The sequence below is a fragment of the Cohnella endophytica genome (assembly GCF_003628305.1).
Classification (GTDB): domain Bacteria; phylum Bacillota; class Bacilli; order Paenibacillales; family Paenibacillaceae; genus Cohnella; species Cohnella endophytica.
Genome location: NZ_RBZM01000005.1, coordinates 185,860 through 201,605 on the forward strand (window position 1 = coordinate 185,860; position 15,746 = coordinate 201,605).

Below are 15,746 nucleotides of genomic sequence, written 5' to 3' on the forward strand. Positions count from 1 at the left end.
CGGGAGGTCATCACTCATGGACGGAATGGTAGATTCCTTATTGTCTCACCCTTTTCCGGCGATGATAGCGTATTTCTCGGTTGGAATATTGGCGTTGATCGTATTTCTCGCGGCATTCGAGTGGGTAACGAAATACGACGGCTGGAGCGAGATTCGTAAGGGCAATCTATCCGTGGCCATGGCGACAAGCGGAAAAATATTCGGAATATGCAATATTTTTCGCTTCTCCATCGAGGCCAAGGATTCGATCTATCATAGCTTATTATGGGCGGCGGTAGGCTTCGTGCTCCTGTTGGTGGCCTACTTTTTATTCGAGTTTTTGACGCCGGTGTTCCGAATCGACGAAGAGATCGAGAAGGATAACCGCGCGGTCGGATTACTGGCGATGGTGATCTCGGTTTCGCTTTCTTATATTATTGGCGCTGCCGTCACATAACGGAGGACAAAGGAATGAAATATTTATGGGGCACGCTTTTCGCGTTGGCCGTACTGTTCGTAGTTATCGGAGTTATCTACATGATGAGGGAGGCGTAAAAATCATATGGCCGTCGTAATCTGTCCATGGTGCCAAAGTGAGATTATTCAGGAAGAAGGCCAAGAGCCGGAAAAGTATTGTCCGGTATGCGATAACGAGCTTGACGGTTACCGTACGCTTAAGCTGAACATCGGCGAAGATGAGGATGAATACGATGACGAGGAAGACGATGCGGGAGAGGATCAGGCTACCGTTATTTCGATCGATGACGAGGACCTGAGCTGGGTCGACGAGGAGACTTTGGTCGAACCGAACGACGAGCTGCAGCAATTCGAGGAAACGGTCGAACAACTGCTGAACGAGCAGGAATTAGTGCCCGAATGCCCGGTATGCAGGGAGTACATGGTCGAATCCGGCGAACTGCTGATCTCGGCCAATCAATTCCGGCATAGAACGTCCGAAACGTTGGGCGGAGATGCGGTAATCGAAGCTCCGTTTACGCTGACGATGTATGTATGTCCTTCGTGCTTCGCCGTTCAACAGATTTTGGGAGATGCGCATCGGCACCAGGTCGTGCGTCGTTTAAGCTTGGAGCCCACGGAGGGCAACGAGAAATGACGAGAATGGTACGATCGGTCATCGAGCTGATCGGCGACACTCCGGCGATTCGGCTGCAGAGACTAGCAGGTCCGGACGACGCTGAAGTATACGTAAAGCTGGAGAAAATGAACCCGAGCGGAAGCGTCAAAGACCGCGCCGCCTCCGGTTTGCTCATCGACGCGGAAGCGCGCGGAATAATCGGCCCCGGCAGCACGATCGTGGAGCCGACAAGCGGCAACACGGGCATCGGCTTGGCGATGTACGCGGCGGCCAAAGGATATCGCCTCATTCTGGTCATGCCGGATAATATGACAGCGGAACGTATCGCCCTTGTTCGGGGATACGGCGCGGAAGTCGTATTGACCCCGGCCGCGGAACGCATGCCGGGATCGATCGCCAAAGCGCGCGAGTTATTGCAGGAAAATCCGGGCAGCTATATGCCCAATCAATTCGAGAACGCCGCGAATCCGGATATTCACCGTTCGACGACCGCAATCGAAATTTTCGAGCAGATGGATGGAAGATTAGACGCGTTCGTCGCAACGGCTGGAACCGGCGGTACGATTACGGGTACGGGCGAAACGCTTAAGGCGAAGCTTCCCGGCCTGCATGTCGCGGTAGTCGAACCAGCAGGTTCTCCCGTCCTGTCCGGAGGCCAACCCGGGCCGCACAAGCTCGTCGGGACTAGCCCGGGTTTCGTGCCAAGCATTCTGAATACAACGGTGTACGACGAGATTATTCAAGTGACGGACGAAGACGCTCTAGAGACGACGAGACGGCTGGCCAGATCGGAAGGCCTGCTGGTGGGTCCATCTTCCGGTGCGTCCGTGTGGGCGGCTCTGCGGGTCGCCCGCAAGCTGGGAGCCGGTAAACGCGTTCTCTGCATCGCTCCGGATACGGGAGAACGTTATCTCAGCATGGGAATCTTCTGAATGTAACGAGGGCAGTCCCGAAGATCAGCTACATGATCTTCGGGACTGCCCTCGTTTTTCGATATAAGCGCGAATAACCTGCTCGGCTTCATCGCAGACTAGATCTCGATGGCCAAACGCTTGAACAGGAGGGGATTTCCGCAGATGATGCAAGCCATGACCGGCAAAGAATTGGAATATATCGCCGATTCCATGTCCAACGAGGATTTATTGATCAAGCAGTGCGCGATCGCGGCCGCTACCATTACGAACGTGCAAGTTCAACAAGCCTGCTCGCATATGATCGACGTTCATACGCAGCATTACAACACTTTGCTTAGCGCCGTCCAGCAACATCAGTCGATGGCGCCTGCCCAGCCACAAGCCTAAGGAGGTCAATATGCTTAATCAACCGATTTTACCCGAAGCGGACATGGCGTATACGGTATTGTCCGATCTGAAGCGCGTTACGAGGGAGTACGCCACGGCGGCTACCGAATCCGTATGTCCGGAAATCCGTCAGATGTTCACGCAACTGCTCAACACCACGCTAACGATGCAAGGCGAGCTCTATATGGCGATGCAAAGCGCCAATATGTATAACGCGTCGTCCCCCGTCATCAAGCCGGAAGTGGACAAGCAATTAAAGCAATATCAGCAGATTCAACAGCAAACGAATCAGTTCGTGCAGCAAACCCAAGCCGCGAACGCGAATATGGCGCAAGCCTCGGCAAGCGGTAATGCGATGCCGGCCTACCAGTAACAGACTGATCCGCGCCTTCGATATTCCCGTTCTTCATTCCCCGATCGGCAGACATAGCCGATGCGGGGATTTTTTGAAAGTTGCCTTATTTAACTTTTCACGCAGCCTGTATTTGATGTATGATGAAGAGTAATTCAGGAGGGATCATGATGAACGATTTCAAATTAAGCATCTTGGATTTGCTTAAGGAAGATGCCCGTTTGTCCGCCGCGACGATCGCTACGATGCTCGGAGCCAAGGAAGAAGACGTCTCCGCCGCGATCGCGGAAATGGAAAAGGACCACGTTATCGTGAAGTACGCGACAGTCGTGAATTGGAGCAAAGTCGACGACGAGAAAGTGACGGCGCTAATCGAAGTGGAGTGCACTCCCGAGAGAGGGCGCGGCTTCGAAAGCATCGCGGAACGCATTTACTTATATCCGGAAGTAAAATCGGTTTACTTGATGTCCGGCGCTTACGACCTGCTGGTCGAAATCGAAGGAAAAAACTTGAAAGAAGTCGCTTCTTTCGTATCCAACAAGCTGTCCACCATTGAATCGGTCATCTCCACCAAGAGCTTTTTCATCCTTAAGAAATATAAACAGGACGGCATTATTTTCGAAGAGTTCGAGGACGATCACCGCCTTCTTGTATCGCCTTAAATTACCAATAGAAGCAAATCTATGAGCCCAATCGCGAAGAAAGAGATGATGACCGATGATAAAAGACCAGGAAAAGCCGCTTGTCCCTCAGGCACAGGCACCCCTGCAACGGAGCGGCGGAATGAATAGTTATTTGGCCGCCCACGCGCGCGCGATTCCGCCGTCGGGAATCCGTCGTTTCTTCGATTTGGTAAACGCCAGCAAAGACAAAGACATTATTTCGCTAGGCGTCGGCGAGCCCGATTTCGTTACGCCGTGGCGCGTCAGAGATGCGGCCGTCCACTCCCTGGAAAAAGGAAAAACGCAATATTCCCCGAACGCGGGACTTCTAGAGCTTCGCGAGTCGATCGGACAGTACTTATCCAATCAATTTCAATTGACATACGAACCGGCGAACGAGATGATCGTCACGGTCGGAGGCAGCGAAGGCATCGATCTGGCGCTGCGCGCACTCATCGAGCCGGGAGACGAAGTTCTCGTTCCCGAGCCGAGCTATCTTCCTTATTCGCCGATTACGACTTTGCTCGGCGGCATTCCCGTCGGGATCGAGACTTTCGCGAAGGACCAGTTTAAGCTGACCGAAGAAAGCCTGAGGGCGGCGATCACGCCGAAGTCGAAAGTACTCATCCTTTGTTATCCTAGCAATCCGACCGGCGCAATCATGACGTACGAGGAAATGCTCCCGATCGCCAAAATCGTCGAGGAACACGACCTGATCGTCATTTCCGACGAAATCTACGCCGAACTCACTTTTACCGGAGGTAAGCACGTCAGCTTCGCCGCGCTTCCGGGTATGAAAGACCGGACGTTGCTCGTCAGCGGTTTCTCCAAAGCATTCGCGATGACCGGTTGGCGTTTGGGATACGCGTGCGGACACCGCGACATCATTAGCGCGATGCTGAAGATCCATCAATATACGATCATGTGCGCATCCACTATGGCGCAAGTCGCAGGGATCGAATCGTTGACCAAGAGCGGGATGGAAGAAAAAGACCGCATGATGGAATCTTACAACCAGAGACGCAGGCTCGTTGTGAAGGGCTTCCGCGAAATGGGACTGGAATGCCATGAACCGCAAGGCGCTTTTTACGCGTTTCCTTCGATTCAAGCGACCGGAATGACGTCCGAGCAATTCGCGGAACGGCTGCTTCTGGAAGCAAACGTAGCTGCGGTTCCGGGCCATGTGTTCGGCAAAGGCGGGGAAGGTTTCCTTCGTTGTTGTTACGCCACATCGGTAACTCAATTGACGGAAGCATTGGATCGAATTGGGACATTTCTCAGATCTTTGGAACAAGACGGTTAATTTTACAAAAGAGATGTTCAATTACAAAATGTTCTGCTATAATAACCATGGTTTTCAACCCGCTGAGTATCGATTTTCGACATGAGAAGGGGGCGTCACATGGCCGCGGCAGAACATCCATATTTATCTTCCAATCGTGCCGAAACACCCATCATCTCTTTGAAACCGAATCGGATGGCGGATTTGACGGAAGAAATCGACCGGCTGCGCAAGGAAATGACGGAAACTTTCCTGCAAGAGCATTCCTTCATCGCCGATTCCGTGATGGAACTTAGCCGTCGACTGGATCAGAAAATTAACGAATATATGAAACAGGTTCTCTTGAGTCGGGAGGAGGTTCGGTGAAATTCGCCGGCCTCTTTTTTACACTTGAATGCGGAAAGGGGAGAGCACATGCTGTGGACCATTACCGGCGGAATCGGGAGCGGGAAGTCGGTTTTCGCGGAGGAATTGGCGAGAACCGTCGGCCATGAAGGCATTCGTTTGAGCTGCTCCCCTTTTCCCGGAAACGAAAATAGGACGGATTCGTTAGCTTGTTCGTCGCGAAACGACGCTTCCTTTCTCTGGGCGGAATCGGATGCGGACGACATGCTGGCGAACAAATTGAACTCGATTAATCTGGAATCGAATATATTCCGGGCGGACCGCCGCGTGCTACTTTTGGACAGTCTATCGGGTTGGTTAAGAGGCTTGTATTACCGAATCGACGATAGGCAACCGGAAGCCGAAGATCGGATCGAAGCGGCTTGGGAACAAGCGCTTAAAGCGATTTTCTCCTTCGAAGGCAAATTGATCGTCGTGACGGAGGAGGCGTTCGGCGGATTGAGCGTAAGCGCTCGCGAGCTGTCGTATGCCCGCAGGCTGTCCAAGGCTAACCGGAGGCTGACGGAAGAAAGTAAGGTATTCTATCGAATGACTTCGGGAATGGCAACCGAAGTGAAAGGTTATCGGATCAACCAAGCGAAGGGGGTTCCTAACGAATGAAAATATATACCCGAACGGGCGACGAAGGCAAGACTTCGGTCATCGGAGGCGGACGCGTGACGAAGGACGATGCGCGGGTGGAAGCCTACGGGACGATCGACGAATTGAATTGCTTCGTCGGTCAGGCGGTTTCCGTTATCTCTCGAGAAGCAGTAGGTGAATGGGTAGACATGCTGCAACAACTTTTGCTTATCCAGCATGAGCTGTTCGATTGCGGATCGGATCTATCTTACGCCGTTCCGGAGTCCGAGAAGATGAAAGTGAAACCTGAAATGACGGAACGATTGGAAAGCTGGATCGATGCTTACGAAGCGGAGACCCCCCCGATCGCGAGATTCATTCTGCCGGGAGGAAGCGAGCAGGCAGCTTTGCTGCACGTATGCAGGACCGTCTGCCGCCGCGCGGAGAGAAGAGTCGTTACGCTGGCCGCCGAACAGGCATGCCCGGACGAGGTACGCAAATACTTGAACCGTCTGTCCGACTATTTCTTCGCCGCCGCACGCGCGGCCAACGCTAGACTGGAAACGATCGACGTGGAATATGAACGAGGCGCGCAAGTGTTTCGCCGGAGGACAACGACGGAATGACGGAATCAAACCATACGACAGAAGATCAAAACAAAGCCGAATATTACGCGCCGATCGAGATCGTCGCGAACAAGTCGGACGAAGGGCGCAAGCTCAGAGACGTGCTCCGTAACCGGATCGGCATCTCGCGGCGGTTGATGGTGAAGTTAAAGACGTCGGATGAAGGATTATCCGTGAACGGCGAGAAGGTGTGGCCGAATCATCGAATATCCGAAGGCGACGTGATCAGCTTGAGGATGGAGGAGGAAATATCGGAGACGATTCTTCCCCAGCCGATGGAATTGGATATCGTATTCGAAGACGATCACCTGCTCGTCTTGAATAAACCGGCGGGAGTCATCGTTCATCCGACAACCGGACATTATTTGAACACGCTCGCTAACGGGGTCATGCATTATTGGCAGGAGCGGGGAGAACGTATTCGTTTCCGCCCGGTACACCGATTGGACGAGCACACTTCCGGCCTGGTCGTCATCGCCAAGCACCCGTTAGCCCAGCAGCAATTGTCCGCGCAGATGATGGAAGGAACAGTGATCAAGGAATACCGCACTTACGTATACGGTACACCGTCCGAACCGGAAGGCGAGATTAACGCCCCGATCGGTAGACAGACCGAAGATCCCCATCGGCGCGTCGTTCGCGAAGACGGACAACCTTCTCAAACCTTCTTTCGCGTCTCGCGGACTTATATGGAGGGTCAGGCGAGCGCGGTCGATATCCGCCTCGGCACGGGTAGAACGCATCAGATCCGGGTCCATATGACTTCGATCGGGTGTCCGATTATCGGGGATAGCTATTATACGGACGAGAGATGGACGGGCTCCGGTCTTGCGGAGAAACTGTCCGGAACGATCGGGAGACAAGCGTTGCACGCAGCCCGATTAGGCTTCGACCATCCGGTAACCGGAGAGCCGATGCGCCTTGAAGCGGTATTGCCCGAGGACATGCAGAGGTTGGAGCGGCAATTGATTATAATGGACGAGGAGCAGAACGAAGTGAGCGAGCCGTTGAAAATGTATCATTTATCGACCTGCAGTACTTGTAAGGGTGCGATTAAAGCTCTGCGCGAGCATGGTTATGAATTGGATTTGCACGAGATTCGCGAAACGCCTCCAAGCGCTGAAGAGTTAGGGCGGCTCATTAAGCTGAGCGGCTTGCCGATTATGAAATGGTTCAATACTTCGGGCGACGCCTACCGCGAGCAGGGTCTGAAGGACAAGCTTCCGGGAATGACGGAAGCTGACAAGATTAAGTTGCTCTCCTCGAACGGAATGCTGATAAAACGCCCTATCCTTACGGACGGCAAAAGAATTTCTATCGGATTCCGGGAAGCCGATGTCGGTCCGATGTGGTTCGGGCGATGAGCGGCCCGCGCTTTAGATCGGCAAGATTGGATCGTCTGGGCTCGGCGATATTCGCGGAGGTTGCCGGATGGAAACGGGAAGCCCGGTCGCGAGGACTATCCGTCATCAATCTGGATATCGGCAGTCCTGACCAGCCTCCGCACGAGCTCCTTAGGTCTGCGTTGGCTGAAGCTAGCTTGCGCGAGGATAGTTACAGCTATCCGGGAACGGACGGAACGTTGGCTTTCCGCGAGACGGTCGCGCGATGGTTCGATCGCCGCTTCGGAGTCCGGTTGGATCCTACGAGCGAAATTCTCTCGCTGATGGGGACTCAGGACGGGCTGGCGCATCTGCCGCTCGCGATCAGCAATCCGGGAGACGCGGCGTTGCTTCCCGATCCGGGTTACCCGGTGTACGGTGCGGGTCTTGCGGTTGCCGGGGTCGAGGCGATTCCATTGCCTTTGATGGCGGAGAATGGATATTTGCCCGATTTCGAAGCGATACCTCAAGCGGTATGGGACAAAGTCAAATTCATGATCCTGAACTATCCGAGCAACCCGTTGTCCGTTACGGCGGACTTGGCCTTCTTCGAACGCGCGGTCCATACGGCACGCCGCCACGGCGTATTGCTCGTCCACGATAACGCGTACAGCGAAATGGCGTTCGACGGAATTCGCCCTCCGAGCGTGATGGAAATTCCGGGGGCAGCGGATATCGCGATCGAATTCCACTCGATGTCCAAGTCGTTCCATCTTGCGGGCACTAGACTCGGTTTCGCGGTCGGTAACAAAGAAGCGCTGTCCGCTTTAAGAGAATTAAAGAACAACATCGATTTCGGCGTATTTCTCGGCACGCAAGCGGCGGGAATCGCGGCGCTCGAGATGGACATGAATTCGCCGAAGCCGATCGCCGGTTTGTACGAGAGTCGCAGAGACGCTTTCGTGGGCGCGTTAAGGGAGCAAGGCTGGGACGTACTTTTGCCCAACGCAACGATGTTCTTGTGGGCCCAGGTTCCGGCCGGCTGGTCTTCGCGAGCTTTCTCGCAATCGTTGCTCGCCTCCACGGGTGTCGCTTCGATACCCGGCAACGCGTTCGGCGCGCTCGGAGAAGGTTACGTCCGGCTCGCGCTGGTGGAGTCGGAGAGCGTATTGCTGGACGCGGCGCAACGGATCGGCGGATTCATCGGCTCTACAGAGCCGGTTGGATCCGAATAGAAGGGAGAGATGAGAATGCACGCTAACGATAACAACGAGAATACGATTCTGCTCGTGGACGGAATGGCGCTGTTGTTCCGGGCTTATTACGCGACCTCGTATACGGGTTACATTCGCAAGACGAGCGCAGGGCTGCCTACCAATGCCGTATACGGATTCATTCAATATTTTTTCGACGCGATCAACACGTTTAAGCCGACTCATACGATTTGCTGCTGGGATATGGGGAAATCGACGTTTCGTACCGAGCACTACGACCAATACAAACAAAATCGCCCGGATGCGCCGTTGGAGCTGATTCCTCAATTCGATCTCGTAAAAGAGGTCGTCGCCGAGATGGGCATCCAGAACGTCGGCATCGTCGGTTATGAAGCGGACGATTGCATCGGAACGCTGTCGAGACGTTTCGGCGAACATTCGAACGTGGTTATTCTGACGGGCGACCACGATATGCTGCAACTGGTGACTGATAAAGTGAAGGTCGCCATCATGAAGAAGGGCAAGCTGAACTACGCGGTCTACGACCTCGAATTGTTGCTAAGCGACAAACAGCTCACGCCGCCGCAAGTGATCGATATGAAGGGACTCATGGGGGACGTAAGCGACAATTACCCCGGAGTCAAGGGGATCGGAGAGAAGACGGCCCTAAAGCTGTTGCAGGATTACGGGTCGATCGAAGGCATTCTAAGCAACTTGGAGTCGCTGACTAAGGGGATTAGAACGAAGATCGAGAACGATATCGATATGTTGCATCTCTCCAGAAGCTTGGCGACGATCAAGCTCGACGTTCCCGTCGAGTGCGAATTGGCAAATTGTTTGTGGAAGCTGAGCCGGGCATCCGCGATCCGTAAGTTCGAGGAGTTGGAGTTCGGCGGATTAACGAAGTTGCTGGAGGGACATCCGGCGGAGGATTTGGATATTTTCGCTATGTAGGTTAGAACCATCCCGGGAGCGCTTGCGTTCACGGGATGTTTTTTTTGCAAGGGTTAGAGAGAACAAAAAATTAAACATCCCTTAGCCGAAATATTGAATTGTGCGAAAACGGTCCGGGCGTTATAATTCTTAAACGCCTCAAGGCGTTGCTATCATGCGGCCCAATCCGGGCAAAGCGGGGGATAAGGTTGGAGAGTTGGGAGAAGAAGGACGAATCAGGCTTTGAAGCTTGGACGGGCGGCACCTCCAAGTTATCCGTGACCGTGGTTCCGGCGCTTGGAGCGAAAGCCGTGTCCCTCCTGAACCGGGCGACGGGGCGGGAATGGCTCTGGAGCAGCGGCAAGCGGCTCGGCAATCGCGGCTATGCCTCTCCGTTCGGAGATTCGGACGAGAGCGGATGGGACGAGATGTTCCCGGGCATTAACGCTTGCGTATATCCCCAAGACCCATGGGAAGGCATATCGGTTCCTGATCACGGGGAAGTATGGTCACTCGCATGGAGGGCAGAAGCCGAGGGAAAAGAGCTGCGTTGCAGCGTAAATGGAGAGCGCTTTCCTTATTCGTTGGACAAGATTTATACTTTCTCATCGGAAAATACGTTACGAATCGATTATACGTTGACCAATAAATCAGCTTCTCCGTTTTCGTTCCTCTGGGCGGCACATCCGCTCTTTCGCGCCCAAGAAGGGATGCGCTTGCGCGTCCCGGAGGAATTGAGAGAAATCGAGGTTTCTTATTCGGCAGACTTTAGGCTTGGCCGATTCGGGGACAGACGACCCTGGCCCATCCCGGAGGTTGGCGTAGATTTAAGCGTCATCGAACCGCCGGAGGGATCGTATGCGGAAAAATACTATTTTACGGATAAGCTGAAGCGCGGATGGGCCGAACTAAGCGATCCGGTATCAGGCGAAGCCGTCGAGTTCCGTTTTCCTGCGGAGCGGGTACCCTATTTGGCGATCTGGGCCAATTACGGCGGCTATGGCGGTCATTATCATTTCGCGATTGAGCCCGCCACCGGACGAATGGACGATCTTGCCTATGCGATAAGCGGGGACGAGGCAGCCACGGTCGAAGCCGGAGGGCGATACAGGTGGTACTTGGAACTAACCGTACGATAAAGGAGAGGCCGGGGAGACTAGCATGATTAAATGGTTGTTCGTCAATCGGAGCATACGGACGAAGATCGTCTGGAGCAGCGTGCTCATATCCCTGATTCCGATGCTCGTGCTGTCCTTCCTCTTTTACGAGTCCAGCACGAGGTCTTTAGAGCGGACGATGTATAAGAGCACCGACCAGAACGCGGAATATTTGTCCGGTTTTCTTAATCAATATTTTCGCGATATTTCGTCTTCCGCCCTTCAGGTATACGGCTTCAGCCGTATCCTTAACTTCATGGAGCATGGCGGAAACGTTACCGACGATGACTTCAAAGTCGGGGGAGAGCTGAAAAACTACTATCTGCTCGTCACCAACAAGAACAAGGACGCGATCATCAAAATCATGGTATTCGGGAAGGACAACGAACTGAGGGATTATTGGTCGAGAGCGGCGAGCTACGATTCGATCCCATTCAACCAGAGCATTCCCCATTTCGGGGACATGCTCGATTTGCCGTTCCAGCACTCATTGTCGTTCACTTACTCCGACGATATCCTGAGCCAGGACTTTTTCGTCTACGCGATAACGATATACGAACCCTTTTACCACCGTAAGATCGGTTCGCTCGTCTTCTATATTCAGAAGAAGGAGCTGAAAAAAATCATCGAAGCGAACAATCGCGAACCGAACGTGATCACGCTGCAAAATTCAGGCGGGGAAACCTTCTACGAGACGAACGATAAATATGCCAATATCGTCCCGGGATACGCGTTGCCCGACTCGAAGGCCAAAAATAATCCGAAGTTAATCCGGTTCGTGAAGGATAAGGATCTGCTCGTCGGCACGTCTTATCTCGACAACGGGAATTTATCCCTCTCGATCGTCTATCCGAACGACGAGCTGTCGCGGCATCGCACGAATACGCTGCGAATCACGATCGGCGCGTTCCTATTCGCGATGGCGTGCATCTCGCTCTTGTCGTTGCTCGCGCAGCAATATTTGACTAGGCCGATCCAACAGCTCGGCCAGGCGATGAAGAAAGTCCGGCACGGCAATTTTCACGTGACGCTGGAACAGCCGAATCGGTATCGCGACGATATTTCGGAGTTGACTCGCAATTTCAACTTCATGACGGAGAAAATTCGCGAGCTGATCGAGATGAGATACCAAATGCAGCTTCGGAACAAGGAAGCCCAATTGCTTGCCCTGCAAATGCAGATTAATCCTCACTTTCTGTACAATACTTTGCAGACGATCGGCGGCAAAGCCGTCTTGGGCGGAGATTACGACATCCACGAAATGTGTCGGGCGCTCGGCGATATGTTCCGGTACAGCTTCTACGAAGGGAACATGGAATCTACCATCGGGCAAGAGCTTGCGCATATAAGCAACTATTTATATATTCAGCAATTCCGGTTCGAGGATTCGCTTCAGACGGAATTCGACGTGCCCGCCGAGCTGATGGACGCACCCGTAATTCGGTTCGTTATGCAGCCGATTATCGAGAACGTCGTCGTCCACGCCTTGGGAGGACCGGAGGAGCGACAACTGCTTATTCGGGTGCAGGCAACAGCCGATAACGATACGTTGGTTCTCTCCGTTCGGGACAATGGTCCGGGCATCGATGCAGCGAAGCTCGCGGCCTTGAGAAATGGTCTCGAGACGAGGTCGTCCGAGGTATTCGCGGGCATCTCGATCGGCTTAAAAAACGTGCACGAGCGGTTACGTTTAGTGTACGGGGAATCGTACGGCTTGGAGCTTGATAGCGGATCGGGCGCGGGAACGACGATCCGTATCCGGATTCCCTATCGAAAAGGGGGCGAAGAGCATGCTTAAAGTCATGGTCGTGGACGATGAACCTTGGGGACGGAAATCGGTCAGCAAGATGATCGACGAGTTGGCGCTAGGCGCGGAAGTCGTAGTGGAAGCCCGCAACGGCGCGGAAGCGCTGGAGCTCATTCCGATCAGCAAGCCCCAGATTATCGTTACGGATATGAACATGCCGGTCATGAACGGACAGCGGTTTCTCGAGACGCTGTATCATCGGCATAACGAGATCAAAGTCATCGTCATTAGCGGCCATTCCCAATTCGAGTACATGAAAGCGGCCGTAACCTTCCAAGCGTGCGAATACGTGCTGAAGCCGGTGTCGCTGTCCGATCTGAAGAACGCGATGATCAAAGCGATGGAGGCGAGCCGCGATCACTTGAGCGCGCAAGAGAGGCGAAAGTTCGCGAGCGAAATGCGCATGCTGAGGACCGAGACGTTCCTTCAGCATGTAACGGCGCGACGTATCGCGAACGCGTCCGATATCGTGGCCCAAGCGGCGGACCTGCTCCCCGCTCCTGGGCAGTCCGGCTATCGGCTGGCCGTTTGCAGGCTCCGCCGGTTCCGCGAGCTATCCGCGACCAAATTCCACGGCAACTCCGATCTGCTAATGTACAGCGTCGAGAACATGCTGCGCGAAATCATGGGAGACGACCAGCCTCTCGTATACAAATCGGACGATAAAACGAGGTTATGCGTGCTTTTCCCCGATTCAGACTACGGATGCGAACGAATCAGGCAGCTTCTCGTTCCTTTTCACGAAGCTGTTAGCCGTATGTTGGATTCGGCCGTCGTCGCGGGGCTTAGCTCCTTGCGCGCGAGGCTCGACCAATTACCGGAAGCGTTCGAAGAAGCGAACGAGAGGCTGAGGGATAACCCGCTGGGCGCAATGGGATATTCCATGGTAGCGGATGACGGTTCACGCGAGACGGGGAGCGCATTCGAAGTGCTGAACGGCTTCGAGGCGAAGGTGCTTCAGCAGGCGATGGCGGCGGGTAAAGCAACCTCCGTGCGCAAGCTGCTAGGCGAGTTTCTACGGAAGGCCGATGCGACGCAGGGAATGACGATTCGCGACGGTCAAAGAGAAATCCGCAAACTCGTCGATATCGCCGGGAGCGAGTTGAAAGGAATAGACCAAGCCTATCCGGGCGTGTTTCAACTGCACGAGATCGACGGCATCTTGAGCGACAAAGGGCTACGAACGTTCGTCGAAGCGTTGTCTGCGGCGATCGAAGAACATATCGGAAATCGGGCATCGTCCGAATCGGTCAATCCGATTCGCGAGGTCGCGGCGTATTTGGAACGTCATTATTTCGAGGACGTGAGCTTGATCGACGTGGCGACCCGCTTTCATATCGATCCAAGCTATTTGAGCAAACAGTTCAAGACGGTAACGGGCGAGAATTTCATCGAGTACGTCACGCGCAAGCGGATGGAGAAGGCATGCGAGCTGTTGGAGTCCGATCGGAAAATCAGCGACATCTCGGAGCTGGTAGGATACGAGAATCAGCGGTATTTCAGCCAGGTATTCAAGAAATTTACCGGTCTTACCCCCTCGGAATATCGGGAATCTCATGCACCGGAAAAACCGCACGCAAAAAATTGAACATCGTATCGACTATTTATTTTATTCCGCGGGTTACTGCCGAGACGGTACATTAGGTTCAGAACGAGGACGCTCGTTCCGTATCGATACTCGAGACAAAGGGGAAATGGAAATGAAAAAGAAACTAGGACTCGGCCTAACCGCCGCGCTGCTGACGATGCTGCTGTCCGCTTGCGGAAGCAACGGCAACAATAAAGAAGCAGATAGCCCTTCCGCGTCCGCATCCGCTAGCGATGAGCCGAGCACGGCTAGCGCTTCGGCAAGCGCATCGGAAGAAGCGGGGCCGGTCACGATCTCGTTCATGCATTTCAAAAGCGACGTGACCGACGGCGTCGCCAAAATCGTCGAGCAGTTCGAAGCGGCGAATCCGAACATCAAGGTCGACGTTCAACCCGTGAAATATGACGATTTCTATACGTTGCTCAAGACGAAGATGGCCGGCGGAGATATCGTCGACGTGTTCACGTTAAACGCCGGCAGCCAAACGAAGCTGTTCCACGACGGAGGTTACCTGGAAGATCTCACGGGCAAGGACTTCATGTCGAATTTCGAGCCGAACGTGCTCCAGGAGCAGGCGACCGACGGTAAAAACTACATTATGCCGTTGAACGCCGGACCGATCGCGGTGTTCTATAACAAGAAAATATTCGCCGACCTCGGCATCGAAATTCCGAGAACGTACGACGCATTGATCGCGGCTGCGCAGAAGATCAAAGACTCCGGCAAAACGCCGTTCGCCCTCGGCTGGAAAGACGGATGGCCGCTCGGCATGTGGATAGGCCGCGACTTCCCGAGCAACACGGTACTCGTCGACAAGCAGACGGACTTCTTCGATAAGCTGGAGAAGGGCGAAGCGAAATTCGCCGATAATCCGGCGACGAAGACGTCTATCGCGCACGCTCTCGATATGTACAAATACGGCAACAAGGACCAGCTGGGCGTGGATTACAACGGCGCGGTAGATTTGTTCGCGAAGGAAGAGGCCGCCATGATGTACATGGGAACTTGGCCGCTCGCCGACATCCAGAAGAAAAACCAGGCGCTGTACGATACGGGCATGGGTTACTTCCCGTATCCGTTCAGCAACGACGAAAGCCTCAACAAGCTCGAGTTCAATCCGGACGCCTCGCTCGCCGTCAATAGCAATTCGGAGCATAAGGACGCCGCGCTGAAATTCCTGGCGTTCATGTCCAGCAAAGAAGGCGGCGACGCATGGGTGAAAAACACGAACACGCTCAGTTACGTGAAAGGCGCGATAGCCGATATCGCACCGGCGGTCAGCGAGCTTCAACCTTATTTCGACAATGGCCAATTATACAATTCGCAAATGTACATTACGACGTCGATCGATTGGTCTTCGCAGTTCACGCAATACGTGCAAAAAGTGTTTTTCAAAAAAGCGACTCCGGATCAAATCATTAAGGACCTGGACGATTGGATCGCGAAAAACCATAAATAACG

At 53.8% G+C, this 15,746-nt stretch carries 17 protein-coding genes; all 17 read left to right on the forward strand.

The genetic code is table 11. The features are described 5' to 3' along the window. Positions 1–16: 16 nt before the first annotated feature. The 17 genes from D7Z26_RS11175 (at position 17) to D7Z26_RS11255 (ending at position 15,744) form a co-directional block, all read left to right on the forward strand. Positions 17–436 (forward strand): DUF350 domain-containing protein, encoded by a 420-nt coding sequence (locus tag D7Z26_RS11175; RefSeq protein WP_120976878.1) that lies wholly within the window; start codon positions 17–19, stop codon positions 434–436. Between the two features lie 105 nt (positions 437–541). Continuing rightward, a complete protein-coding gene (locus D7Z26_RS11180) occupies positions 542–1,093 on the forward strand; it encodes a hypothetical protein (protein WP_120976880.1) in 552 nt (183 codons plus the stop codon). After that, a complete protein-coding gene (gene cysK / locus D7Z26_RS11185) occupies positions 1,090–2,007 on the forward strand; it encodes a cysteine synthase A (protein ID WP_120976882.1) in 918 nt (305 codons plus the stop codon). The genes D7Z26_RS11180 and cysK overlap by 4 nt, the downstream gene beginning before the upstream one ends. A 144-nt stretch (positions 2,008–2,151) precedes the next feature. Next, positions 2,152–2,376 carry a hypothetical protein gene (locus tag D7Z26_RS11190; protein WP_120976884.1) on the forward strand — a complete coding sequence of 75 codons (225 nt, stop codon included), beginning with the start codon at positions 2,152–2,154 and terminating at the stop codon, positions 2,374–2,376. Between the two features lie 10 nt (positions 2,377–2,386). Further along, positions 2,387–2,749 (forward strand): spore coat protein, encoded by a 363-nt coding sequence (locus D7Z26_RS11195; protein ID WP_120976886.1) that lies wholly within the window; start codon positions 2,387–2,389, stop codon positions 2,747–2,749. A gap of 149 nt (positions 2,750–2,898) precedes the next feature. Further along, on the forward strand, positions 2,899–3,390 hold the full coding sequence (locus tag D7Z26_RS11200; protein ID WP_120976888.1) for an Lrp/AsnC family transcriptional regulator: 492 nt from the start codon (positions 2,899–2,901) through the stop codon (positions 3,388–3,390). Positions 3,391–3,445: 55 nt separating this feature from the next. Next, on the forward strand, positions 3,446–4,693 hold the full coding sequence (locus D7Z26_RS11205; protein WP_120976890.1) for an aminotransferase class I/II-fold pyridoxal phosphate-dependent enzyme: 1,248 nt from the start codon (positions 3,446–3,448) through the stop codon (positions 4,691–4,693). A 99-nt stretch (positions 4,694–4,792) separates the two neighbouring features. Next, complete coding sequence (locus tag D7Z26_RS11210) at positions 4,793–5,038, forward strand: aspartyl-phosphate phosphatase Spo0E family protein (RefSeq protein ID WP_158602267.1); 246 nt, start codon at positions 4,793–4,795, stop codon at positions 5,036–5,038. A gap of 48 nt (positions 5,039–5,086) precedes the next feature. Further along, complete coding sequence (locus D7Z26_RS11215) at positions 5,087–5,677, forward strand: bifunctional adenosylcobinamide kinase/adenosylcobinamide-phosphate guanylyltransferase (RefSeq protein ID WP_147423848.1); 591 nt, start codon at positions 5,087–5,089, stop codon at positions 5,675–5,677. Continuing rightward, positions 5,674–6,264, forward strand: a complete 591-nt coding sequence (locus D7Z26_RS11220) for a cob(I)yrinic acid a,c-diamide adenosyltransferase (RefSeq protein WP_120976896.1) — start codon at positions 5,674–5,676, stop codon at positions 6,262–6,264. Before D7Z26_RS11215 ends, D7Z26_RS11220 begins: the two co-directional genes overlap by 4 nt. Beyond that, the gene (locus D7Z26_RS11225; protein WP_158602268.1) at positions 6,261–7,628 is read left to right on the forward strand and encodes an RluA family pseudouridine synthase; all 1,368 of its coding nucleotides are present in this window, start codon (positions 6,261–6,263) and stop codon (positions 7,626–7,628) included. The genes D7Z26_RS11220 and D7Z26_RS11225 overlap by 4 nt, the downstream gene beginning before the upstream one ends. Further along, positions 7,625–8,821: an aminotransferase class I/II-fold pyridoxal phosphate-dependent enzyme gene (locus D7Z26_RS11230; RefSeq protein ID WP_120976898.1), complete on the forward strand. Its 1,197-nt coding sequence runs from the start codon at positions 7,625–7,627 to the stop codon at positions 8,819–8,821. Before D7Z26_RS11225 ends, D7Z26_RS11230 begins: the two co-directional genes overlap by 4 nt. Positions 8,822–8,836: 15 nt before the next feature. Next, on the forward strand, positions 8,837–9,754 hold the full coding sequence (locus tag D7Z26_RS11235) for a 5'-3' exonuclease (protein ID WP_120976900.1): 918 nt from the start codon (positions 8,837–8,839) through the stop codon (positions 9,752–9,754). Positions 9,755–9,942: 188 nt separating this feature from the next. Then, the gene (locus tag D7Z26_RS11240; protein ID WP_120976902.1) at positions 9,943–10,872 is read left to right on the forward strand and encodes an aldose epimerase family protein; all 930 of its coding nucleotides are present in this window, start codon (positions 9,943–9,945) and stop codon (positions 10,870–10,872) included. Positions 10,873–10,894: 22 nt separating this feature from the next. Continuing rightward, positions 10,895–12,688 carry a sensor histidine kinase gene (locus D7Z26_RS11245; protein WP_120976904.1) on the forward strand — a complete coding sequence of 598 codons (1,794 nt, stop codon included), beginning with the start codon at positions 10,895–10,897 and terminating at the stop codon, positions 12,686–12,688. After that, positions 12,681–14,285 (forward strand): response regulator transcription factor, encoded by a 1,605-nt coding sequence (locus D7Z26_RS11250; protein ID WP_120976906.1) that lies wholly within the window; start codon positions 12,681–12,683, stop codon positions 14,283–14,285. Before D7Z26_RS11245 ends, D7Z26_RS11250 begins: the two co-directional genes overlap by 8 nt. 112 nt (positions 14,286–14,397) lie before the next feature. Next, complete coding sequence (locus tag D7Z26_RS11255; RefSeq protein WP_120976908.1) at positions 14,398–15,744, forward strand: ABC transporter substrate-binding protein; 1,347 nt, start codon at positions 14,398–14,400, stop codon at positions 15,742–15,744. Positions 15,745–15,746: the final 2 nt, after the last annotated feature.